Origin of the sequence: Saccharospirillum salsuginis, from assembly GCF_014651855.1 — a bacterium.
GTDB lineage: Bacteria > Pseudomonadota > Gammaproteobacteria > Pseudomonadales > Natronospirillaceae > Saccharospirillum > Saccharospirillum salsuginis.
In genome coordinates, this window is record NZ_BMXR01000001.1 from 460,720 (window position 1) to 484,667 (window position 23,948).

Sequence of the window (23,948 nt, forward strand, 5' to 3'; positions counted from 1 at the left end):
ATCCCTGAAGACTAGATCCGGGCGGACGGTTTCGCAATGGAATCCGTCCGCCCTGTGTCACATCTGTCCGCTTTGCGTTGTTGATCTAAGGCGTCGCTTGCGACAAGGCATCACGCACCACGGCCTGAAACCCGTCGTAGGCGCCGGTCGCCCCGCTCAGCGCATCCACGCCCTCCGGTACCCCGGTGTTCACCAGTTGCCGGGCATAGGCGGGGAAAGCGGTCAGCTGGGTAACGCCGCCACTGACGCCCCGCCACCGTTGCGCGTAATTCATGTCGGCGGATTTGCGCGTGGTCACGTTGCCCTCTTCGTCGCGTTGAATCTCGTCGTAATAGACGGCGATGATGCGACCGTTCATGACACTGATCTCAACCATGGAGATCCAGCCGCGGCTGCTCGGTTCGGACTCGGCGTAATAGCTTCCGTCTTTATACTCACCGGTCGAGGGCAACGCCGGTTTCGAGGCCGGTTCGGGTTCGACGGCTTCGAGCGGACCCGACACCTGGGCGCCTTCGAGCACGCCGACGTAATACTCCGCCAGCATCGCCGTTGCCCGGGCACTGTGCGCCCGGCCATTGCCCTTGTCATACCAGGCGTCGGTGGCGACCTTGCCGCACCACTCCGTCACCACCTCCGGGTCGGTGGGATGGAAATTGATGTAGTCGGTGATGTCGTAGACCCGACCGTCGATGGCTTTCCAGCAACTGTCGGCGCTGTCGTGGCTCGCCAGTTCCTGCAGCGAGACCGTGTTCGGGGTTGTCTCAGCCATCGCCTGGCCAGGCGACAGCCAGACCACGCCGGCCAGCGTCAACACGCTGCTGACGAAAGCGATGAACAGGGTGTATGCGATCTGGTTCATAGGAAATCAAAGACCTCGCTGTGGAGCGCCGAGTGGGGAACGCCGGCCGAAAGCAGCAACGGCTTCAGGTGGTTCACCATACCCGGCGGACCACACAGATAGACTTCGCGCTGCGCGAAATCGGGGCAATGTTGTTTCAGGAAAGCGAGCGTCATGGGTCCTTCCTGACGAAAATAATGCGCCTCGACCCGGAATGCCGGGCAACGCTCCGCGTGGGACTTCAATTCATCCAGATAGTAGGCACGGCTGCTGTCCAGTGCCAGGTAGAACAACTGGATGTCCTCCCGACCGTCCGCACGCAACGCCCGGGCACCGCTGACGAAGGGCGTGATGCCAATACCGCCGCCGAGCCATAACTGCCCCGTGCCCGGCCGATGGCGCTCGTAGAAATCGCCGTAGGGGCCTTCGATCTGAACCCGGCTGCCCGGCGTCAGGGTTTGCAACGCGTGAGTCGCGTCGCCGAGATCCTTGATGCCCAGTCGCAGCTGAGGATCGTCGGGCGCGGACGACAGGGTATAGGGATGTTCTTCGCCGCATCCGGCCGCGAGCCGCTCATCCCAGGGCGTCAGGTAAACGAACTGGCCGGCCTCGTAGCGCAATGGCCGGTCCACCGGATCCAGAACCAGTTCGACGACGCCGGGCACCAGGGTTTGAACCTCGGCCACTGTCCAGTCGGAACGTCCCAGGTGAGGCGACAGCAGTTTGCGCCAGCCAATGGCGGCGAAGGCGAGCAAGCCAAGCACCAGCCACAGAGGCCACCACCGACTCAGTGACAGCGTATGGACCAGGGCGAACGCGAGCGCCGGCGCGGAAAGCAAATGCAGGCGTTTCCAGCGCTGGTAATGCAGCCGTCCGAAAAACTGGAAGGTGGGCGCCAGAAACAGGACCGTCAGCACCAGAGCCAGCCAGCCGGACCAGATGGCCCAGTCACTGATCGGCGGGAATAACGTCGCCAGCGCGACCGCCAACGACTGGGCCACGCCGGAAAACGCCATACTCCAGACGTGCAGCAGAATCAGAATGAAACCACCGAACCCCATCAAGCGGTGCAGTGTCCACAGGCGGGGCAAACCACCGAACCAACGATCCAGGCCGGGCAGACGCACACTGCCGATGCCGGCCAGCAACATCAGCCCCAAACCCAGCACGCCGGCGAGACGCCCCAGGGCATCGAGCACCCGGGCGCTGCTGCCCGAGGCGAGTTCCGGCCACAACGACCAGTGCCAACCCAACAACACAGCGAGGATGGCGACAATCAGAACGTCGCCCGGTTTGAAACGGGAGAGGGTCATCCAATGCTCCAATGTGCGATTCCCTGATGCCAGATTGCCATTGTTCGACCTGCCCGACAATCACCGGTCGAGGCAATCGAACGCCATGTTGACGTGCGTCAAGCCGGTCGCGCGCGCCAGGCGAATCCGGCCAGGCCGTAGCCCGGACTTGACGCCCGGCCAGCGTGAAAGATCCCCTGCGTACCCGGAAACGGCGCTTGGAATCCTGTATCATAGATCCATTACCAGTCCAATCGGTCAGGCCTTGCCTCTATACGCCTGGCTTCGGGTCCGATCGCATCGGAACCGACCCAAATGTCCGGATGTTCATGAATAACACACTGCAGTTTTCGATACTGATGGCCGCCACCATGGCCCTCGGCCCGCTGGCCATCGACGCCTATTTACCCGCCTTTCCGGTCATCGCCGAGGATCTCGGCGTGACCCAGACCCAGGTGGCGCTGACACTGAGTCTCTATGTATTCGGCCTGGCGGGCGGTCTGCTGGTGGGCGGCCCCCTGTCGGACCGGTACGGGCGCAGCCCGATCCTGCTGACCGGGTTGGCGGTCTACCTGGTCAGCGCCCTGGCCATCGCCACCAGTGACGACCTGGGCTGGATGATCGCCTGGCGGTTGATCCAGGCGTTCGGCGGTGGCTGGATCGCCGTCAGCATCCCGGCCCTGGTCCGGGACAATGCCCATGGCCGCGAGGCGGCCCGTTTGTTCTCATTGATCGCCCTGATCATGTTCATTGCCCCGGCCATAGCGCCGTCCCTGGGTTCGACCCTGTTGTGGCTCGCCGACTGGCCCCTGATCTTCATTTTTCTGGCCATCTACAGTGCGGTCGTGGCGATGTTGTTGTGGGTCACCCTGCTGCGTCACCTGCCCGAGCGCCCCCATCAACGGGAACCGGTGGCACGCCTGTTGACCAACTACATGACCGTACTGCGCCATCCGATGGCCTGGCGTCACATCGCCATTCAATCGCTGGGGTTCAGTGTGGTGATGCTCTATGTCACCCACGCGTCCTTCATGTACCAGGGCTGGTTCGGCCTGAGCAACCCGCAATTCTCGGCCGCGTTCGCCTCGGGGGTGGTCCTGATGGGCGTGTTCGGCACCCTCAACCGGCGCTTGCTGCTGAAGCACACGCCTGTGCATTTACTGAAAATCGCCATCGCCGTTCAGTTGGCGGCGCTGATTCTGATGAATGTCTTCCTGGCCGTGGATAACGGACACCTGGTGGCCTTCCTGCCGATGATGATCCTGGTCGGGGGCACCATCGGTGCCATCGCTCCGAACAACCAGGCGGCCTACCTCGAGCATTTCGGCAAACTGAGCGGGACCGCGAGCGCCCTGATCGGCGCCATGCAATTCATCGTCGCCGGGAGTCTGGCGACGCTGTCGACCCTGGTGGTGGACGGCTCGATCCAGCGCATTACCCTGGCCATGCTGTTCGTCTGTATACCCGGGTTTGCCGCCGCGATGAGTTTGCCGAGAACCCGGATGGCGGAGTACGACGACACCGCCGAGACGGTCGCGGAACGGAGCTGACACCGGACCGGCCGGATTTGATGCCGCACCACTTCTCGCCCACACTGGATGGGAACGCAGGAGGACTGGCATGACCGCGCTACCCATCACCCAATTGACACCGCCGGACGACCGGATCGAACTCGGCATCGGACAACCCGACCCGGCGTTGCTGCCCGCCGCCCTGTTCGAATCGAACCACGTGGACACGCAGAACCTCGCTTACGGCTTTGAAGCCGGCGACGGGCGTTTTCGTGAAAGCCTGGCCGCCTGGCTCGGCCGTCACTACAGCGTACAGGTGGCACCCGAGTCGCTGATGATCACCAACGGCTCGTCCAATGCGCTGGATATGATCTGCACCCGACTGGGCCAGACCAACAAAACCGTCCTGGTCGAGGACCCGACCTATTTCATCGCCCGGCGCCAACTGGCGGATCACGGCTTCACCGTCACGGCCGTGCCCATGGACGACGGGGGTGTCGACCTGGCGGCGCTGGAACGGCTGATCCACACCCACCGTCCGGCGTTCTTCTACACCATCCCGACCTTTCACAACCCGACCGGCATCACCCAGTCGGACGAACGCCGCGCCGCCCTGGTTCGGCTGGGTCGGGAGACCGGCTGTCCCATCGTCGCCGATGAAGTCTATCCCTTGCTGCATTTCAACGACCGAACACCACCGCCGCTGGCCAGCTACGATGAGCGGGCGACGGTGTTTTCCGTCGGTTCCTTTTCCAAGATCCTGGCGCCGGGGTTGCGCCTTGGCTGGATCCAGGGCACCCCGGCCACGCTCGAACACCTGCTGGAGGGCGCCCTTTTGGCCAGCGGCGGCGGCCTGGCGCCGGTCACCTCGTCTTTGGTCCGGCCCCTGATCGAAGACGGACGGCTCGAATCCTATCTGGACTTATTGCGCGAGACCTACCGGAAGCGACTGACGGTTCTGGCCGACAGCCTGACCGAGCATCTGGACGGGCGACTCGAATTCACCATCCCGGGCGGCGGCTACTTCCTCTGGGGACGCTGGACCGAGGCGTCGGATACAGCCCAACGCCTGCCCCGCGCCCGGGAGCTGGGTGTCGGTTTTCTCCCCGGAGACCGGTTCTCGGACTCGCCCGAGCAGGCCCGCTGCCTGCGGCTGTGCTTCGCCTTCTACAACGAAACACAACTGGCCGAGGCCGGTCGGCGGCTCGGTCAGGTATTCGGTTAAAGCCAATCGCCCCAGAGCGCCGACGTGTCGATCGACGATCGGTGCACGGGGCTGTCCGGGCCTGTGGCGACGGCTTCGACGGCATCCGCCACCCGGTCCACCTCGGCAAACGTCATCATCGGATGGAAACTCAACCGGACCCAGCCGGGTTTGGCATCCAGTTCGCCCCGGTCGAGCCGTTCGGTGATGCGCCGGCTGGTGGTTCGGTCGATGTCGAGCAGATAGTGGCCGTAGGTACCGGCGCAGGCACAGCCGCCCCGGGCTTCGACACCAAAGTCGAGGCTGAGCCGTTGGACCGCCCGGGTGTAGGGCAGCCGCTCGAAGATCAGCGAGAACACACTGAGACGATCGCGCTGGTCGCCCGCCAGTAGACGCACCCCCGACATCGCATCCAGCCGGTCGAAAAACCGCCGGTTCAACTGCCGCTCACGTTCACCCATGGCCCGGGTTCCGATCGTTTCTTTCAACTGCAATGCCATCGCCGCCTTGAGCCCCTGGAGAATACCGGGGGTGCCACCGCTCTCGCGCTGGACGATGTCGTCCAGGAACCGGTGTTCGCCCCAGGGGTTGGTCCACAACACAGTGCCGCCACCGGGCTGGTCGGGTACCCGATTGCGGTAAAGATGCCGGTTGAACACCAGCACACCAGCCGACCCCGGACCGCCCAGGCATTTATGCGGCGAGAAAAAGACGGCATCGAGCGGTTCATCGTCGGCCGGGTGCAGGTCGATGTCGACATAGGGCGCGGCGCAGGCGAAATCGACGAAGCAATAACCGCCGGCCCGATGCAGCAGACGGGCAATCGACCGATAAGGCGCGGCGACACCGGTGACATTGCTGGCGGCGGTGACGGATGCGAAGACGGGGCGACCGGAGGGTTGGCGATCCAGTGATTCGGCCAGCCAATCCAGGTCCACCCCGCCGCTTTCGGTCGGTGGAATCACGCACACCTCGGCCAGCGTTTCCAGCCAGAGCGTGTGGTTGCTGTGGTGTTCCATATGGGTGACATAGACCAACGGTCGCCGATCCCGGTCCGGCATCAGCGCGTCGCGATGGCGTTCATGCACCCAGAACCCGAGCAACCGGATCAATTTAGCAAGCGCGCCGGTCATGCCGGTTCCGGTCAACAGAACGACATCGTTGGCGTCGGCGTTCACATGCGCGCGGATGACTTCCTCCGCCTCATGCAGAGCCCGGGTCATGTATTGGCCGGTGACGCTGTCCTCGGTGTGGGTATTGGCCATCATGGGACCGGCGACCTCGGTCAGACGTCGCTCGATCGGCCGGTAGAGCCGGCCACTGGCGGTCCAGTCGGCGTAGAGCCGGTCATCGTCCTGCCCGATGGTGTTGGCGCGCAGGTGTTGCCAGTCGGGGGACGGGGTTGGTCGGGGTTGGGCGGTCATGCGGTGCATTCCTTGTGTGTCGAATCGGGTTTCAGGCCAGTGTGCCGTGATTCGGGCCGAAAAGAATTCCATTCCATGCCCTGGAATGATTAAATTTTAATAGTTTTTTGCCGATAATCGCCATTCGAGGTAAAAATTTTGCTCGATGCCATCGACCGCGCCATTTTAAGACTGTTGCAGCACGACGCCACCCTGTCCGTTCAGGCCGTGGCCGAACAGGTGAACCTGACCACCAGCCCGTGCTGGCGGCGCATTCAGGCGCTGGAAGACCAGGGCTACATCCGCCGCCGGGTTGCCCTGCTCAGTCGCCAGCCTCTGGAGTTGGGGGTCGATGTCTTTGTCTTCATCAAGACCAATCAGCACAACGACCGCTGGCTGAACGACTTCACCGAGGCCGTGCTGGCCATGCCCGAGGTCATGGAAGCCTACCGGATGAGCGGCGATGTGGATTACCTGCTGCGGGTCGTCGTGCGCGACATCGACGCCTACGACCGCTTCTACAAACAACTGGTCAGCCGGGTGAAACTGGCCGACGTCAGCAGCAGCTTCGCCATGGAACAGCTGAAATACACAACCGAGCTCCCCGTGTAGGGCGGAAGAGCCCGAAGGGCGTTGTCCGCCGATGGCCGAAACAGGCACTTCCCCTTCTTACGGCGGAAATCCCTTGAGGCGCTTCCGCCCTACTCCGTCTGCCCCCGGGTAAGCGCCAGAAAACCGCCCAGTGAAATCAGCAGTATCCCCGCGCCGACCAGGATCGCCACCGGGTAATACAGATTCCCCGCCAGTTCCAGTTGGCTGTACTTGATGATCATGATCAAAGCCTCCAGCACCAGGGCGATGCAGACGGTGCCGACGAAGCGGGTAATGGTTCGGCGGATATCGATGAACACATTTTCCTCATCGCCATTACCGCTGTATTCCTTGCTGATCCCCGCGCCGAGTTCGAACATGGCCAGCGCGATGACCAGGGTGTTGATCGAACGGACGGCGGTCGAGATGACTTCGCGCTCGGACGTCAGCAGGTCGACAACAAGGTGATAGGTGCCATAGAGCGACAGGATGAGCGCCAAACCAAAAAAAAGCGTGGAAAAAAGCGCGGCCATCCATTTCTTGTAGATTCGTTGCCAGCCGATGCCTGCCTCGGGCCGGGCGGGTTCCCGCGGGATCGGAGCGGTTTCCGGCGGCTGGTTTTCCGCCGTGTAGTCGATGTCTTCAAGTGAATATTCCGGGCTTGCTACAGTCATTGAGGCCTTTCCTTGAGAATGTCGGGCGATTGTTCGCCCTTCCACGGAGACCATCAATCGGCATCGTGTAAAGCCAGGTTGGTGGATTGTTATTACGTGACGCAGCCGTCACTCGGCCCGGACCTGCGTCCCGATCAGATCCGGGTACCGTCGGCGGTCTGATCGGCGATGCGACGTTCGATGGTGGCCAGCCAATACGGTTTCTGTGCCTCATCGGCGTTCTCATGGAAATCCAGGCAGGTATAGACGAGCTTGATGTCGTGATCGTCGTCGCGCGTCATCGCCCAGTCCCGGGCCTGGTTCGGGTCGATCGTCGGCTGCGCCTCCGGTTCCGGCCGGGGCGCCGGCTTGCGAGTCGAGATGAAAGCGACCAGATACGCCAACCAGTAATAGCGCAGCGCGACGTCGTCCTGCTCCAGCCAGGGGCGGATGATCCACATCGCATGCAGGCTGGTCAGTCCGTGCAGGATGGTGAAGTTGCCACTGTCGCGAAAAGCCCGACGCGCCAGGCGGACCAGGTCATCCCAATCCAATCTATTAGGCTGCTGCAGCCCGAGCACGAAATCCGGATGACGGCTCACTTCGTGCATCCGGTCGACGATGATGCCGGCACCGAACCGGTAGTCCGCAAACGGCGCGGATCGTTCGGTCAGCAGTTGATCGGGGGTTCGGTCGCTCGGAGTCTGAACCGGTCCCAGGTCCTGCCAATCCGCCGCCCAATAGGCCAGCGCATGCGCGATCTCGGCCTCGTCGCCCTGGCGGATACCGTAAGCAAGGCGGATCAGGGCATGGAACGCGGACGCGCAGACACCCGGCATCAGGTGTGGCAGTGCGTCGCGCAGTACCCGGTCACGGCCATCCCGAGCCAGGATCGCCTCGAAATGGGCCAGAAACCGGGGAAAGGCCTCGGCCCGTCCCAGGGCGAGCGACCATTCCGGCCAGATGTCGGGATCGAGAGCCGAAAACGGCTCCAGCCGTGTGCGATAGTGCTGGTAATACCCCTCCAACCGGTCGTCCGTCGCGCCCAGCCGATCCAGAGCGATCAACGCCATTGGCAGGTGATTGGCCAAGCCGTTCCGGAACGTGGGGGCGTATTGCCGGCCCTCGGCGAGCAACGTCTGCAGCGTTGTCATAAGGCTGCCCCGCTGTGTCCGATAAACACCGGCCAGTGCAACAATTTACGCTGACGGTCCGGTGCGGGGGCCGGTGTATCGACCGGTCCACGGGGGACCGGGTGCCGGGGACCATTCGGGTTGATGTCCCGCTCGATCCAGTCGGAGACCGGCAGACGTTCGTAGCGGTGGCGACGCTCCTCGCGCAGCCAGCGGTTCAGTTCACGGCGCTCGTTCAGGCGGCGGATCAGTGTGACGGTGGCGTTCATGGCCATACCCTCCCTCGGGTTCGATCATCAGTATTCGTTACGGGCTTGAAGGTCGTCGGTCAGGTATTCGATGAACTCCCATTCCATGCCGGCGTCGTCGAAAAAGTAGCGGCGCAAACGGGCGGGATGATCCTCGCTCATCGGGTTCTGACGATAGCCGGCTTCCAGCAGACGCTGCTCCAGTCCTTTCACATCCTCGACCACGAGCCCGAGATGGTGGACGCCATCGTGAACGTAGCGGGTCCGAGGGTCGGGCCGATGATCGTTTTCCTGTTGGAGGGCCAGGTAGGTGATGTCGGTACCGACATGCTGCCAGCGACCTGTTTCCCGATCGCCACCGCCGCGAATGCGGAACTCCGGAAAGGCGGTAAGCAGGAAATGCGTGGCGGCGTCGATGTCGGGTACGGTGATGTTGGCGTGTTCGAGGTACATAGCGATTCTCCTTTTTGTTGTCCGGCTGCGTCTGCAGCGATGACTAAAAGGATACTCGGGATTTTTATTAAATAAACACTTTAGTTTATTTAATAAATCTATACCGGCCGTTGGCCCGACCTATCAGGCCGTGACCGATCGCAATCAAGTGACCGAAGACACTGGCTTCATCCGAGGTTCAGCCGGACAATGGCACACTGGATTCACCGATAAGATCCGAGGGCATCACTGTGTGGCGAACTTTAATGGTGGCAATGGCCCTGTTGGCCGGCCAGCAGGTCCTGGCCAATGACGACTTTGTCTGGGGCAGTTACGGCGGCGGAATGGGTTATTTCGATGCACCCTATTTCGGGTTCGGCTTCATGGCCGATACCTGGGGCGGGGAATTCGGCCTGGTGGCCCGATCGGAACAGCCGAACGATTTTCATCACTATGAACCGCCACACTCGGATATGACGCTGGTATCGGAAGACACCCTGGTCGGTTTTCCCGTCTACCTGTCGATTCTGAAAGGCTATGCCCCCAATAACCGCATCGCCTTCTACACCTCGCTGGGCATGCTGATTTCCAGCCGTTGCGATGTGGTGGAGAGCAACATTTCCGGTAATCGTTTTTGCGACAACGCAGACGCCAACCTGGAGCTGATTCCGGGCGTGGGCGCGTTATTCACCATGGGGGAACTGACGGTGGGAATGGGCTACCAGCACGGCATCGGCCCGCTGATATCGGTGGGAACGGATTTTTAGGCCGACAGGGCTCGCCCCGCCGGCCGTATACCTCAGGTCCAGTCCAGGATCACCTTGCCGGACTGACCGCTGCGCATGATCTCGAAGCCATCCTGGAAGTCGTCGACCGGCAGGTGGTGCGTGATCATCGGCGTCAGATCCAGGCCGGACTGGATCAGACTGGCCATCTTGTACCAGGTCTCGAACATTTCACGTCCATAGATGCCCTTCAGTTCCAGCCCCTTGAAGATGACCTGGCTCCAGTCGATGCCCATTTCCTCGGGCGGAATGCCCAGCAGGGCGACCTTGCCGCCGTGGTTCATCGCCGTCAGCATCGAGCGGAACGCGCTCGGCACACCGGACATTTCCAGCCCCACATCGTAGCCTTCGGTCATGCCGATGGCGCGGGTCACCTCGTCCAGGGACTCACGGGCGACATTGACCGTACGGGTCGCGCCCATTTTAGCCGCCAATTCCAGGCGATAATCGTTGATGTCGGTTACCACCACATGACGCGCGCCGGCGTGGCGGGCCACCGCGGCCGCCATGATGCCGATCGGACCGGCACCGGTGATCAGCACATCCTCGCCGACCAGCGGAAAGCTCAGCGCCGTGTGAACGGCGTTGCCGAACGGGTCGAAGATGGCCGCGATGTCGTCGGTGACTTCGTCCGGCAGCTTGAAGGCGTTGAAGGCGGGAATCACCAGATACTCGGCGAAGGCGCCGGACCGCTGCACACCGACGCCAATGCTGTTGCGGCACAGATGACGCCGACCGGCCCGGCAGTTGCGGCAGTAACCGCAGGTGATGTGACCTTCGCCACTGACCCGGTCACCCACCTCGAAGCCGGTCACCTCAATGCCCATGCCGACGACTTCGCCGACGTATTCGTGCCCGGTGACCAGGCCGACCGGCACTGTCTGCTGTGACCAGTGGTCCCAGTTGTAGATGTGCACATCGGTGCCGCAGATGGCGGTCTTGTGGATTTTGATCAGCAGATCGTTATGGCCGACCTCGGGCTCGGGTACGTCGGTCATCCAGATGCCCGGTTCGGGCTTGAGTTTGGCCAGTGCTTTCATGAAATGATCTCCAGTTCGCGGCCGACCTCGATAAAAGCGGCGATGGCGACATCGAGTTGATCGCGCGTCAGGGCCGCGCTCATCTGGGTGCGGATACGCGCCTGTCCTTTGGGCACCACCGGGTAGCTGAAGCCGATGACATAAATGCCCCGCGCCAGCAGCTGGGTCGCCATTTCGGTGGCGAGGGCCGCGTCGCCCACCATGACCGGGATGATGGGATGGTCCCGGCCGGCCAGTTCGAATCCGGCCGCCTGCAACCGCTCGCGGAAGTAGGTGGTATTCTCCCACAGTTTGGCGCGTAATTGATCGCTGTTCTCGATCCGGTCCAGCACGGCCAGACTCGCGGCCGCGATGCTCGGCGACAGGGAATTGGAGAACAGGTAAGGCCGCGAACGCTGGCGCAACCAGTCGACGATGGGTTTGGCGGCCGATGTATAACCGCCACTGGCACCGCCGAGCGCCTTGCCCAGGGTGCCGGTGATGATGTGTACCCGATCCATCACCTGATGGAACTCCGGCGTGCCCCGGCCGTGGTCGCCCATAAAGCCGACGGCATGGCTGTCGTCGACCATGACCAGGGCGTCGTACTGCTCGGCCAGGTCGCAGATGCCGGGCAGGTTGGCGACGACGCCGTCCATGGAAAAGACGCCGTCGGTGACGATCAGCCGGTAACGGGCATCCTGGCTGTCCTTGAGGTGCTGCTCCAGTTCGGCCAGGTCATTGTTGGCATAGCGATAACGACGCGCCTTGCACAGCCGCACACCGTCGATGATGGAAGCGTGATTGAGGGCATCGGAAATGATCGCGTCTTCCGGTCCGAGCAGGGTCTCGAACAGGCCGGTGTTGGCATCGAAACAACTGGAATACAGGATGGTGTCTTCCATGCCCAGGAAGTCGCTGATGCGCGCCTCCAATGCCTTATGCACGGACTGGGTGCCGCAAATGAACCGCACCGACGCCACACCGAACCCGAACTGATCGAGCCCTTGCTTGGCCGCCTCGATCAACGCCGGGTCGTTGGCCAGCCCCAGGTAGTTGTTGGCACACAGGTTGATGACTTCGCCATCGTCGGTACGCACCATGGCGGACTGCGGGGATTGAATGACGCGTTCTTCCTTGTACAGACCTTCCTGTTTGAGAACTTCCAGCTGGTCGGGGAGTGCTTCGAGTAACTTACGGGACATTCACGATCTCCTGGCAGGGTGGGCCCCATCTCTGTCGGCCCTTGGAAAAACCCCCAAGCCTTAATATTCACGGGCTTAAAAGCAAGGGCTGGCATTGTCAGGAGGCAAATGGGGCTGTAAGGGAGACTGGACAAGGGTCAGTGCTGAACCAGTTCCTCGAAGAACGGAATATCCAGGGGTGGGTACTCAATGCCCATCCGGGTCAGGGCGGCGCATATCTGACCCCGGTGATGGGTGCCGTGGTTGACCACCGTCATCACCATCAGGTGACCGGGGCGTTCAATGGTGCCGCCGCTCATCGTCCGGGCGGAGATGTTGGTCAGCAGATCGGCTTCGCTCATGGACGCGACCAGTCGCCGGAACGATTCGGAACGCTGAAGGGTTCGCTGGAACAGTGGGTTCCGATCGGCTTCCACTTCCATGTCCAGACCGGTCACCCAAAATTCGGGTTTGACCCCCTGAATGCGCCAGTGCCAGAGACAATCGACCAGGTGCAGATGATTGACGGTGCCGTGAATGCTGCCGAAGAACAGTGCCTGCTCGCCTCGATACTGTTCATCGGTGAGCGTCTCCAACACACCGAACAGTCGCTCGTAGGCCAGATGGTGAAAGTGGGTCATGGCGGCCAGATGCCGCTGCAAGCCAGTTTGTGACGTCATCGGTCGCTCCCGGAAGCAGGTGGGTGCGAATGACTCGCTTTTTAGGCCATCGCACGCCGTTACTGTAGGCGAAGAGGGTCGATCCGACAATCGCATGGAGGACCGACGAGACCCGTCATACCCGTCAATAAGCGTCTTATTGATTAGAAAAATCAAAAATAATGACTTCGACCGGCGTTCCGATGCGCTAAAGGTTTGAATTCAATCACAAAAATCTAAACAATAGGCACCATTGGCAAGTATTTTGCGATATAGGTCAATGTCCGATGCTATCGTCCAGTGATCGAGGTTTGTTACAACACTCGTACAGGGACGGTAGCCGGATTCTCCGATCAGCTTTTGAACGTTTCCGTGGGGACGGGAGTCGAAAGTTGGCACAACGACACCATATCGTTGAAACAGGGTTTGATCGAACGATGCGCCCGCAATAAAAGCTTGAAAAAGCTTCACGAATCATACACTTTTGCGCCCGCATCCGACCGATATGGCTCCAACCTCCGCCCGGAGCCGTACAACCGTGACGAACTACCCTGGGGAGCCTGGCGAAACCTGGCCGGCCCCCGGCCGATAGCGTAAATGGTTGCAGTGTTCTAACCTTTGAACGAGAGGTACATTGCAATCGGGACATTCCGTGGCCATCCAACCCATTGGAGGCCGCCGTGTGACAACGAGGGATACTATGGACGAGAAGTTACAAGAGCTCGAACAGGCGATCGTCGAAGCCGAAGAGGCCAAGCGCCAGTTCGTCAAAGAGAACCCCAATGGCACGGGTGACAAGCAAGAGCGCATGCGCCTCTACAACGAGGTGGAACGTGCTCGTAAAGCCCTGCGCGAATACAAACGAATGAACCCCCACCTGCTGTGATACCGCGCGCCACGCCTGCTTGATTGCGGGCGCGCCGGCTCGCTTTACCGGCTTGTCCGTGTTGATTCCGGCACTGGCTCGTACTTCTCGACACCCGAATTATGACTGAACGTCATCCAGCCGGCGTATCTGGAGCACTGCCACCAAAGCCACAACACCCAGTACACCGATCACCGACATCGTGCCCCAGACATCGCCGAGCACACCCACCAGTCCGCCGACCAGCATCAGCCCACCGATCAGCGTATTGCTGACCGCGACATAGGTCGCCCGATCCTGTTGGGTCGCCATATCCACCAGATACGCCTTGCGCCCGAGACGCACACCCCCGTGACACACCATCACCACCGCGTAGAGCGCTCCACCCACCCAGGCATTACGCGCCAGATCGCCCCCCAGCAGAGCAACCAGCCACACAACAACGCCCAGAACACCGACGATGCCCGCCGCCGCCATCATCACCGACCGGCTCGAGCGATCACTCAGACGCCCCCAGATCGGCGCGCTCACACTGGAAGCCAGACCACTGGCGATGATCAAACCGCCCAGCCCCAGGGCCCCGCCACCACTCTGCTGTACCAACAGAACATAAAACGGCGGCACCAGGGCCACACTCAACAACAACGCCCGGGCCCAGACAAAGCGCCGAAAGGCCGCATCCGTACGCACTATGGACAACTGCCGCAACGCCACCGACAACGCATTGCCACCACCCTCCGTGGCGCCCGCCTCCTCCCGAATCCGGGCGAACGCCAACAATCCCAGCCCCCAGCACACAGCCGCCACCACCAACAGCCCCGCCAGAAGCGTCGCATCCTCCACCAGACCCGGCAGAGCCACCAGCGCAATCCCCAGACCGAACACAACCACACCCGAGATCCCCGAGGCATAGCCCATCACCGTCCCGCGCCGCGCCTTCGACACCGTCTTGCCCAACACATCCTTCGCCGAGACCGAACACAGACCGCGAGCCAGACTGTACACCACCAGCAACCCGATCAACGCCCAACCGGCCGACGCCCCGGACAAACGCCAGGCCGCCCAGCCCATCCCCAACAACGCCAGCGCCGACAACGCCGCGCCCAGTAACCACACACCCTTGCGCCGGGACATCCCCCGAACCCATGCCGCCACCATCAACTGCGGCACCAGCACCCCCGCCTCGCGAATCGGCACCAGAAACCCCACCATCGCCGCCGGCGCCCCCAGAGCGCCCATCAGCCAGGGCAGGATCAAACGGGCACTGCTCAACTCATCCGCCACCTTACTCAGGGTATTGGCCACCAGATAACCAAAGAAATTGCGCGGCAAATGACGACAGGCCGACTCCGGAATGTCCTTGCACACCCGGGCGTCCTCTTCCCCCACGGCCCGGTCGTACAACCAGCCCAGCATGCGGCTGTCGTCCTCGCCTGGATGTGTGGTCTGTTCAGTCATGTGTCGTGACTCCTGCGGTTTGATGTCTTTGGTTAAATGTAGTGTGGGAGAGTCCGAGCTTGGTTAGCCTTCGATGCCAGGTATGCTCTGGAAGGGGTGTGTGAGGCATGGATGCCGAGGTCAAGCCCCCATGGATGGGTTCACGGCGACCCTGGAAGAGTGTACCTGGTAGCGGAGGCGGATTCCCGGCACCGTATTTCGCACGTAAACGGTACGTTGCCAGAGCACATGGAGTTCAGTATTGGTCCGGGTGGCGTCCCCGGTAGGCCTGGAAATAATGGTAGAAGGCCCGTTCGTCTTCATCCAGCGTCCCATCCGGCACCCAGGGCTCACCAATCTCGATGGTGCGCGACGGATAATCCAGCCCCACCGGCAACACCGGCACCCCCGCCTGCTTGGCAATCCGCAAGAACCCCGTTTTCAACCGTCCCAAATGCCGCCGCGTCCCCTCCGGAGACAACGCCAGCAACAACCGGGGCTGAACGTCGAACTGCTCCGCCGCCTGCGCCACCACATCCTTGGCCGCATGCCGCACCACCGGAATACCGCCCAGCGACCGCAACAGACCGTTCACCGGCCAGCGAAAAATACTGTGCTTGCCCAACCACTGAATGCGCGCACCGATCGCCAGTAACGCGAAAACGCCGACAAAGAAATCCCAATTCGAGGTGTGTGGCGCCACCGCGATGACCAGCTTATCGTTGTCCGGCAAACGGCCCTGAACACGCCAGCCCAGACAGGCCAAACCGGTCCGGCCCAGCCAGCGGGTCAAGCCGTTACCCAGGGTCGGCCAATGCGCCGGACGCTCGGGGGTTCGTGTACGAACGTCGGACATCAGGTCTTGAACCGGCTCAATTGCTCGTGTTGGCGAGTGGAAATGTCATTCAGGCGATGGGTCTGATCCTGCAGCCCCTTGCTTTGTTCCAGCAAGCGACCGCTGTCGTCCTGCAGACCGTCGATATCGCCCATCACACTCTCGGTGGAATGCGCCTGCTCGGTCGCAGCCGAGGCGATGGTTTCGGTCATCTCGGTCACCCGCTGCAACTTGGCGGTAAAACTGTCGATGGCCTCCACCGCCTCCCGGGTCCGGTCGACACAGGAGACCGCCTTCGACTGATTGCGCTCCACCAGTTGGCTGACCGCCTCGGCCTGTTTTTGCACCGCCTCGATCATGTGATTGATTTCGTCCGTGCTCTGCTGGGTACGATTGGCCAGACTGCGCACCTCGTCGGCCACCACAGCGAAGCCTCGCCCCTGCTCGCCGGCACGGGCCGCCTCGATCGCCGCATTCAGCGCCAACAGATTGGTCTGTTCGGCAATGCCCTGGATGGTGGCGACAATGGTACCGATGTTATCCGAAGCGTCGGCCAACTGACGGATCGATTGCGTGGCTTCATCCAGTTCCTGGTTCAGTTCGCCAATCATGTCGCTGCTGGTGCGCACGCTGTGAGCGCTTTCCTGACTGACCTCGTTCAATTCGTCCACCTGCGCCCGCGTCTCCTCGGCCGAAGCCGCCACCGAGCCCACGGCCTGCTGGAATTCGCGCATCGCTTCGGCCATTTCGTTGACCCGATCGGCCTGGCGCTCGGCGAAATCCCGCATCAGATTGCCGGCTTCGTCCGAGTTTCCGGCGACACCCTTGAGTTCGTCCGCGTTTTGCTGAATCGAGGTCAGGATACTGCGCATGGTCGACGCCAACCGGTTCACACCGGTGCCGATGCGACCCAGCTCGGTACCGTCCTCGCACAGGGGATCGACCGTCAGGTCTCCCTCGGACAGATGCCCCAGGCCATTCAAGACAGGTGACATCGACCGGCGGATCGAGCGGTACGTGCCCCACCCCAGCAGCACCGCCAACACCACGGCCACGGCCGCCATAGCCAGCGTCATCTGCAGATTCCGGTTAATGGAGGTTTGCGATTGCGCCACGGCATCCTCGGAAGCGGCCACCAGGGCATCGTTCAGCGACTCGAGCGTCACCACCGCATCATCAACCCGGTTGGTGAGCTGCCCCACCGCCGCCTGCCGTTCGCGGTCGAGTTGCAACAACGACAAATGCGTCCGATACAAGCCCTCATCGCTCTCGATGGCCACCTCGAACGGAGCCACCACCGGACGCAACTGTTCGACAGCCTCCGCACGATCCTCGGCGTATTCGTCGAGCTGGGCTCGCATGACCTCCAGATCCGCCTGGAGCTGTTCGCCCATGGGCCGCATCTGTTGCTCGATGTCATTGGTCCCCGGCACCTGCTTCAACGTCCGATCCGCCGACTCGCCGCGCTCCTGAACCAGATTCAGCGCCTCATTGAACGACACATCGGCCTGCGAGAACCCCAATCGACGCTTGACCTCGAACAGCGCATCGCGGAGCTGCTCGAAGCGGGGCTGCCAGGCCTCGAATCGCTCGTTCTCATGCGCCAGGGTCGACAGCCAGGCCTGATGCTGACCGACCAGGGCCTCGGCCGCCGCGATGCTGTCCTCCGCCGCGGTCCGCGCCTGCTCCAACTGGTCCTGTGCCGACGCATCCGACTCCGTCAATCGGGTCAGTTCCCCGAGATTGCGGCGAAACTGGGTCACCTCGGCCTCGATATCCGCCGCAAGCGCCTCCAGTCGGGACGGATCCCGCGTATTGATGAACTCCCCGCTGAACCGGTTGATGTTCTGGATACCGTTCATCGTCTGACCGGACAACGCCAGCAGTTGGCCGTAAAAGCCCCCCACCTGCGCCATCTGTTCACCCACGGATCGCTGTCCGCGAACGGACGCGCCGGAAATCAGGAAGACCAGAAGAATCAGCAGGCCAAAACCAAGACCCACCCGTTGTACCAGACTGAGTTTCATGAGCAGACCCTCATGCGAGCACGGCTTGTTCTTGTTGTTGAATATCCGTGCGGTTATGCATATGCCCTACCCGTACGACATCGAGATCGTTACGAGCGCCGGGTACCGGGTTAGACACTGCAGGGTAGTCGGCGGCATGGCCGGTTTTTGCTCCTGCAAAACCGGCACTTCCGCCATCCATGGCGGTCGGCTGCCGCCGCCTAGCCTACAGGGCGGTCCGACGTATCGGTGTATTCACGGCGACCCAGCAGGGTCTGACCCGGTACCCGGTGCGGGCGACTGGCACTTTATCCAGTTCGACCCGCAACCCTTATTTAGAAGGATAGCGAAATATCCTCATGATGCGACAAACAGCCGGCTACGGAGACAGCCAGGTCTTTCGGCATCCGATCCTGTTGGCGCAGGCCGATCGAATACCGGATGGTATCGTGATACTCGCGCAGCGCCGGCAGCAGGTCGGCACTGGCCTCACGACGCCAGCTCAGTTCCCCGGCATACAGGGATCGGGCTTCGGCATAATACTCGCGCGCCTCGGTCCACTCCGGGGCGTCCCCGCGCAAGGCACGACGCGCCCGGGCCAAACTGGAGCGAATGTCGCCGGCACCGGCGATCTCGTTCATCCGATCCTCCACAGCCTCGACTTCAGCCATGGCCGCTTCGGCGTCACCGCCCTGCAGGACCGACTCCAGAGCCATCAAAGCCTGCTCTTCGCCCGCCAGTGATTCGGTCGCCTGAAGCATATCCAACACCTCGCGAACCGGCTCATACGCCTGATCGACCGCGTTGCGGTACTGGAAGCGCAGCGTCTGGGCCGAACGCTGGACCTCCTGGAAGGCCGACCGGGTGGAGCGCCAATCATCGGGGATCTCCTCACGCAGTGCCACCACAACCTCTTCCAGGTGCGCAATGTCCTCACGCAGGTTCTCCATGCGGCGCTCGCTCGGATTGTCCGAATACCGCTCGTTCAGGATGGCCTCGTTCTTCTCCTCCATTTCGGCTTCCAGACGGGCGATGTCACGCTCGATATTGCGCACTTCGGTGTGCACGGGCCGATAACTGTCAGCCTGTTCGTCAATGCTTTCCTCGGCGCTTTGAATCTCCTCCACCTGACCGAAGACACCCAATACCTTGCCGAAACTCTCGTCGAGATCCTCACGGTACTCCTGCGGCAGTAACGCCAGATTCGCCGAGCGCAGATCGGAGACCGCGCGGCGCAGCTCGTCTTCGTTGTCCTCGTAATAGTCGAACAACTCGTCCTCGATGCACATTTGCAGTTTCGGGTTCATCGGGGGCGGGGCGTTTTCCGACAACAGGAAATTGCGGTTGGGCAGGTAGTTCACCAGCGGCGGCATCAGACCCACAATCAGCAGAGCCAACAGCTGCAAGCCGATGAACGGAATCACGCCGCGATAGATGGCCAGCGTCTTGACGATTTTCGGTGCCACACCCCTTAAATAGAACAACGCGAAACCGAACGGCGGCGTCAGGAAAGAGGTTTGCAGGTTCATGCCGACCATGACACCCAGCCAGACGGCCGTTACGTTGGCATCCGGTGCGGCCAGGAGGATGGGAGCGACCAGCGGCACAATGACCACCGCGATTTCGATGAAATCGAGGAAGAACCCGAGTACGAAAATCACGATCATCACCACGATAAACTGGGTCCAGAACCCGCCCGGCAACCCGGTCAGGAAGTGACGCACCAGTTCTTCGCCGCCGAACGCCCGGAAGGCGGCGGTCAGCATGGCGGCCCCGATCAGGATGATGAATACCATACTGGAGGTTTTCACCGTCTCGCGCATGACGCCCAGCAAGGTTTCATCGATGCGGTGTACTCGTACAAGACTCCATAGAATACCGACCATCAGAATCACAACGGCGAAGGCTGCGATCACAATACCGGCCATTTCATTCGCGCTACCAATGCTCTTGACGTTCAGATCCCAGATCGACAAACACACGGTGAGAACAAGAAGGCCTATGCCGGTCAACAGAACGGGAAGGTAACGGTGTCGACCCTCATAGAGACGGTAGCCTCCCATCAGGATGGCACCGATGGCCCCCACGGAACCGGCCTGATTCACGGTGGCCACACCGAGAAGAATGGACCCCAGTACCAGGATGATCAGTGCCAGTGGCGGGAACAGGGCTTTGAAGACACCGATAAAAAAGGTGCGGTTGAAGGCACCGTCGTAGTGTACCGGAGGCGCCTTTCTGGGACTGATCAGAGCTGTGATCAGAATATAAAGTATATACAGGCTTACCAGCAGCAGACCGGGAATGATGGCCCCCATGAACATGTCACCCGCGCTGGTCGAGGTAACATCCAGCGTTGAAGGCATGGAGAATTCACCCGTCGCCGCTTTATAGTCGGCCGCGCGGATATTGCTGGCCTGGTCGGCCGCGCTGGCCAATTGGTCGGCCAGAATAATCAGTACGATGGACGGAGGAATGATCTGTCCCAGTGTCCCGGACGCGCAGATGGTCCCGGTCGCCAGCGAGTGGGAATAGTTGTTACGCAACATCGCCGGCAACGAAATCATGCCCATGGCGATGACAGTGGCACCGACAATACCGGTCGTGGCCGCCAACAAGGCACCGACCAGTACCACGGAAATGCCCAGACCGCCCGGAACCGGTCCGAACATCTGCGCCATGGTAACCAGCAGGTCCTCGGCGATCTTGGACCGCTGCAGCATGATGCCCATGAAAATAAACAGGGGAATGGCGATCAGGGTGTCCCGTTCGACATTCCAGTACACACTTCGGAAGTTCGTGATACCGGCATTCAACCATTGCACCGGCCCCCCTTCCACGAAGAAGGCATCGGCACTGCCGGCGAAGAAGTACCCGCAAAATGCGGCCAGCGAGATCGTCAGGATGGCCGACCCCGGCAACGCGAATGCAACGGGGAAACCCGAGGACAGGGCCACCACCATCGTCAACACCAGAATGGCGAGAAATAAAAGCTCCATTGTTTACACCTTATCTTCAAACATCGGCTGTACGTCGTGGTGTTCTTCTTCGTCTTCCGGAACATATTCACCGAGCACAATGGCCAGATTGCGAAGCAGGTAACTGCAAAACTGGAACATCATCGACACCGCGAACACGATCAGAAAACCGGCCATCAGGTACTTCACGAACAGGCCATAGCCACTCTGGGAAATCTCGAAACTCACGAGAGGACTGTTCAGGCTGCTGGTCCGATCCCACATACCCAGAGACAGGATGATCCAGCACAGCGGCAATGCGAGCACCAGAATGCCGATGATATTCAGTCGCGCCTGAATGGCATGACTGAGGTGAGAATAGAGGACATCGACGCGTACATGGCCTTCTTCCCGCAAGGTGTAGGCACTGGCGAACAGGAACAGGCCGGCATACCAGAAGCGCACCAGGTCGCCCATGAAGGTTTGTTCGTAGGAAAACACAAAGCGGGCGATTACGATCAGAAATTCAGCGAATACGACCAATAACGCCAGCCAGCTGACACTGATGGTCCGTACCAGGGCGGCCACGACCGTCGCCAGGATCAATAACGGATAGTGTACATAGGTGCCGCGGAAGGTGGCCCGGCCCAGATTGCCGGCCAACTCCTCGCCCACCAGACTGGCCAACATTTCCTCGACCCGCAAAAAGGAAATGAGACTGTCTACCATGCCTACCAGCAGAACACCCCAGAAGGCGATGCGTACGACATAAGCGGCGGTCGCGTCCCACAATTGTGAATCGTCCATCAGGGATCGATGAGGCAGGCGCCAGGTAATAATCACGGCAACGACGACCAGAACCGGATACAACAAACCCTGGATCCAGGCTTGTGCATTCGCGGTGGCATCTCCGAACCAACTCGCCGGCAACGTCGACGCACCGGGCCAGCCTTGCCAAAGATTGAGATAGTTGCTGATCAGGAAATAGACCGTCAGTAGAACAACAGCCAATGAGAAACTACGGGCAAGCTTTGGAACCAGGCCACCTGCCGCCGGGGAAACTGTCGGTGAATTCACAGGGACACCACCTGAATGAAAAGGGAACTGCGTTGAAACGTCTCTGCCGGAAGGGGATACGGACACGATCAAGACCACCGGTTTTCAATGTGAATAACCGGCGGTCCATGAAATCAGCGGACCCATGCGCCCGGCGGTACGGACGACTGACTCGAACCGTCGGGTCATGGGTCGTTTGACCGGGTGTCCGATCCGGATCAGCCGCCCAGGACGCGGTTGCGCTGGTTGATGTATTCCACGTCGGAGATCTCGGTCCAGGCACCGATCTCGGTCCGGGCTTTATCGAAGCTGTCCACGACGCGGTTGGCCAGGGCACTGTGATCGCGGGTTTCCTCGAACACTTCCTGGGCCGCTTCGCCGAAAGCATCGAAAATGTCGTCGCTGAACTTGCGCAGACGAACGCCTTGCTGGGAGATCAGACGCTGCAGAGCGGCACCGTTTTTGGCGTTGTATTCCGCGAGCATGACGTCGTTTTCCATAGAGGCCGCGGCTTCGATGATCAGTTGGTCGGATTTGGACAGGCCGTCGAACCACTTCTTGTTCATGCCGATGCTCAGCATGGAACCCGGTTCGTGATACCCCGGATAGTAGTAGTATTTGGCGGCTTCGTAGAGCTTGAGAATTTCGTCGTTCCAGGGCCCGACCCACTCGGTGGCGTCAATGGCGCCGGAGATGAGGTTTTCATAAATCTGGCCACCGGGCAGGGAGACCGGAGACGCGCCGATTTTGGACAGCACGGTGCCACCCAGACCCGGCATACGCATTTTCAGGCCTTTGAAATCGTCGATGGAGTTGATTTCCTCACGGAACCAGCCGCCCATCTGAACACCGGTGTTACCACACATCAGGCCTTTCAGACCGAACTCGCCCGCCAGTTCGTCCCACAGTTCCTGACCGCCACCAAAACGGATCCAGGCGTTCATTTCGGTTGCCGTCAGGCCCACGGGAACCGCTGTGAAGAACCCGTAAGCCGGGTGTTTACCGGTCCAGTAGTATTCGGCACCGTGATAGATTTGAGCATTGCCGGAGGCGACTTCGTCGAAGGCGTCGAAGGCACCGACGCGCTCGCCGGCGGCGAAGTAGTTCACCTTGATGCGGCCGTTGGTCATGTTGCCGACACGCTCGGCGAACCGCTGGGCACCGGTACCCAGACCCGGGAAGTCCCGCGGCCAGGTGGACACCATGGTGATTTCGACACGATCCTCGGCGATGGCCGGAGCGGAAATCGTCGTAGCCGCGGCTACACCACCGGCGCCGATCAGACCCTTCTTGATGACGTCACGTCTTTTCATTCTGACTCTCCTGTTTGGGCTCATTACACAAGCAGTCGTCGATGACTTCGACCAAAAGTTGACCTTTCAGTCACAATCGACCCTGCTCCGTTAGAAACCAAATTATTGTTGTTGCTTATACAGGGGTCTTTTCGCACTGCTTTGGAAGGCACGGCGGGGGTATCCCGCGCGGCTTGCGTCGATGAAACACGCGGCCATGATCAACAGTGAGGCAACCTTCCAGTTGAATGCTAAAAGTCCCATTCCCGAGCGAGTCGAAGCCCTGATTTATGGTTTTTTGGGGGCTTCCGGATGTTGTCTGACCATCCACTTCAGAGAATACCCCGGCGTTTTCGAAACCTCAAACCTTGGGCCTGCGAAATACGCCGGATCGGCCTCCTCCTTTAGTTCTAGACGACACCCGGGGCCTTGTCGAGAACCGGGAACGACAATTCCGTCAAAAGGTCTCCCCTATCGGCCCGGTAGTCGGGTTCAATACGACCTTTGGTTGATATAAACACCCAGTCGGGTCAAGATGACGCGGCTGCTAC

General features: G+C 60.9%; 21 protein-coding genes. 5 read left to right on the top strand and 16 right to left on the bottom strand.

The features are described 5' to 3' along the window. Window positions 1-85: 85 nt before the first annotated feature. Both IE111_RS01960 and IE111_RS01965 read right to left on the bottom strand, forming a co-directional pair. A complete protein-coding gene (locus IE111_RS01960; protein ID WP_189606804.1) occupies window positions 86-859 on the bottom strand; it encodes a cytochrome b5 domain-containing protein in 774 nt (257 codons plus the stop codon). Further along, complete coding sequence (locus IE111_RS01965; protein ID WP_189606805.1) at window positions 856-2,151, bottom strand: ferredoxin reductase family protein; 1,296 nt, start codon at window positions 2,149-2,151, stop codon at window positions 856-858. Before IE111_RS01965 ends, IE111_RS01960 begins: the two co-directional genes overlap by 4 nt. Window positions 2,152-2,459: 308 nt before the next feature. On the opposite strand from IE111_RS01965, the gene IE111_RS01970 reads away from it, so the two are divergent. Together IE111_RS01970 and IE111_RS01975 are read left to right on the top strand one after the other, a co-directional pair. Then, window positions 2,460-3,680, top strand: coding sequence for a multidrug effflux MFS transporter (locus IE111_RS01970; protein WP_189606806.1), 1,221 nt, complete (start codon window positions 2,460-2,462; stop codon window positions 3,678-3,680). A 70-nt stretch (window positions 3,681-3,750) separates the two neighbouring features. Continuing rightward, complete coding sequence (locus tag IE111_RS01975; protein WP_189606807.1) at window positions 3,751-4,866, top strand: aminotransferase-like domain-containing protein; 1,116 nt, start codon at window positions 3,751-3,753, stop codon at window positions 4,864-4,866. On the opposite strand, the gene IE111_RS01980 is transcribed toward IE111_RS01975, so the two are convergent. Further along, window positions 4,863-6,269: an aminotransferase class V-fold PLP-dependent enzyme gene (locus IE111_RS01980; RefSeq protein ID WP_229805119.1), complete on the bottom strand. Its 1,407-nt coding sequence runs from the start codon at window positions 6,267-6,269 to the stop codon at window positions 4,863-4,865. The two genes, IE111_RS01975 and IE111_RS01980, sit on opposite strands and share 4 nt — an antisense overlap. 138 nt (window positions 6,270-6,407) lie before the next feature. Here IE111_RS01980 and IE111_RS01985 point away from each other — a divergent pair, with 138 nt between their 5' ends. Continuing rightward, window positions 6,408-6,860: an Lrp/AsnC family transcriptional regulator gene (locus tag IE111_RS01985; RefSeq protein WP_189606808.1), complete on the top strand. Its 453-nt coding sequence runs from the start codon at window positions 6,408-6,410 to the stop codon at window positions 6,858-6,860. Between the two features lie 89 nt (window positions 6,861-6,949). Here IE111_RS01985 and IE111_RS01990 read toward each other — a convergent pair whose 3' ends face one another. From IE111_RS01990 to IE111_RS02005, 4 genes are all read right to left on the bottom strand, one after another. Then, the gene (locus IE111_RS01990; RefSeq protein WP_229805122.1) at window positions 6,950-7,513 is read right to left on the bottom strand and encodes a hypothetical protein; all 564 of its coding nucleotides are present in this window, start codon (window positions 7,511-7,513) and stop codon (window positions 6,950-6,952) included. A 134-nt stretch (window positions 7,514-7,647) separates the two neighbouring features. Next, entirely contained in the window at window positions 7,648-8,646 is a 999-nt protein-coding gene (locus IE111_RS01995; RefSeq protein ID WP_189606809.1) for a questin oxidase family protein, read from the bottom strand. Continuing rightward, window positions 8,643-8,894 (bottom strand): hypothetical protein, encoded by a 252-nt coding sequence (locus IE111_RS02000; RefSeq protein ID WP_189606810.1) that lies wholly within the window; start codon window positions 8,892-8,894, stop codon window positions 8,643-8,645. Before IE111_RS02000 ends, IE111_RS01995 begins: the two co-directional genes overlap by 4 nt. A 27-nt stretch (window positions 8,895-8,921) precedes the next feature. After that, on the bottom strand, window positions 8,922-9,326 hold the full coding sequence (locus IE111_RS02005) for a VOC family protein (RefSeq protein ID WP_229805130.1): 405 nt from the start codon (window positions 9,324-9,326) through the stop codon (window positions 8,922-8,924). A 230-nt stretch (window positions 9,327-9,556) separates the two neighbouring features. On the opposite strand from IE111_RS02005, the gene IE111_RS02010 reads away from it, so the two are divergent. After that, a complete protein-coding gene (locus tag IE111_RS02010) occupies window positions 9,557-10,072 on the top strand; it encodes a hypothetical protein (protein ID WP_189606811.1) in 516 nt (171 codons plus the stop codon). A 32-nt stretch (window positions 10,073-10,104) separates the two neighbouring features. Here IE111_RS02010 and tdh read toward each other — a convergent pair whose 3' ends face one another. The 3 genes from tdh to IE111_RS02025 form a co-directional block, all read right to left on the bottom strand. Continuing rightward, window positions 10,105-11,130 (bottom strand): L-threonine 3-dehydrogenase, encoded by a 1,026-nt coding sequence (tdh, locus tag IE111_RS02015; RefSeq protein ID WP_189606812.1) that lies wholly within the window; start codon window positions 11,128-11,130, stop codon window positions 10,105-10,107. Further along, window positions 11,127-12,314: a glycine C-acetyltransferase gene (locus tag IE111_RS02020; protein ID WP_189606813.1), complete on the bottom strand. Its 1,188-nt coding sequence runs from the start codon at window positions 12,312-12,314 to the stop codon at window positions 11,127-11,129. The genes tdh and IE111_RS02020 overlap by 4 nt, the downstream gene beginning before the upstream one ends. A 137-nt stretch (window positions 12,315-12,451) precedes the next feature. Beyond that, the gene (locus IE111_RS02025) at window positions 12,452-12,973 is read right to left on the bottom strand and encodes a DinB family protein (protein ID WP_189606814.1); all 522 of its coding nucleotides are present in this window, start codon (window positions 12,971-12,973) and stop codon (window positions 12,452-12,454) included. A gap of 679 nt (window positions 12,974-13,652) precedes the next feature. Here IE111_RS02025 and IE111_RS02030 point away from each other — a divergent pair. Then, window positions 13,653-13,838: a hypothetical protein gene (locus tag IE111_RS02030; protein WP_189606815.1), complete on the top strand. Its 186-nt coding sequence runs from the start codon at window positions 13,653-13,655 to the stop codon at window positions 13,836-13,838. Between the two features lie 99 nt (window positions 13,839-13,937). On the opposite strand, the gene IE111_RS02035 is transcribed toward IE111_RS02030, so the two are convergent. The 6 genes from IE111_RS02035 to IE111_RS02060 form a co-directional block, all read right to left on the bottom strand. After that, window positions 13,938-15,275 carry an MFS transporter gene (locus IE111_RS02035; protein ID WP_229805132.1) on the bottom strand — a complete coding sequence of 446 codons (1,338 nt, stop codon included), beginning with the start codon at window positions 15,273-15,275 and terminating at the stop codon, window positions 13,938-13,940. Window positions 15,276-15,510: 235 nt separating this feature from the next. Then, window positions 15,511-16,110, bottom strand: coding sequence for a 1-acyl-sn-glycerol-3-phosphate acyltransferase (locus IE111_RS02040; protein WP_189606816.1), 600 nt, complete (start codon window positions 16,108-16,110; stop codon window positions 15,511-15,513). Beyond that, the gene (locus IE111_RS02045) at window positions 16,110-18,116 is read right to left on the bottom strand and encodes a methyl-accepting chemotaxis protein (RefSeq protein ID WP_189606817.1); all 2,007 of its coding nucleotides are present in this window, start codon (window positions 18,114-18,116) and stop codon (window positions 16,110-16,112) included. The genes IE111_RS02040 and IE111_RS02045 overlap by 1 nt, the downstream gene beginning before the upstream one ends. A gap of 314 nt (window positions 18,117-18,430) precedes the next feature. Continuing rightward, complete coding sequence (locus IE111_RS02050) at window positions 18,431-21,091, bottom strand: TRAP transporter large permease (RefSeq protein WP_189606818.1); 2,661 nt, start codon at window positions 21,089-21,091, stop codon at window positions 18,431-18,433. A gap of 3 nt (window positions 21,092-21,094) precedes the next feature. Then, a complete protein-coding gene (locus IE111_RS02055) occupies window positions 21,095-22,060 on the bottom strand; it encodes a TRAP transporter small permease subunit (protein ID WP_229805134.1) in 966 nt (321 codons plus the stop codon). 263 nt (window positions 22,061-22,323) lie between these two features. Then, complete coding sequence (locus tag IE111_RS02060) at window positions 22,324-23,418, bottom strand: TRAP transporter substrate-binding protein (protein WP_189606819.1); 1,095 nt, start codon at window positions 23,416-23,418, stop codon at window positions 22,324-22,326. Window positions 23,419-23,948 lie beyond the last annotated feature (530 nt).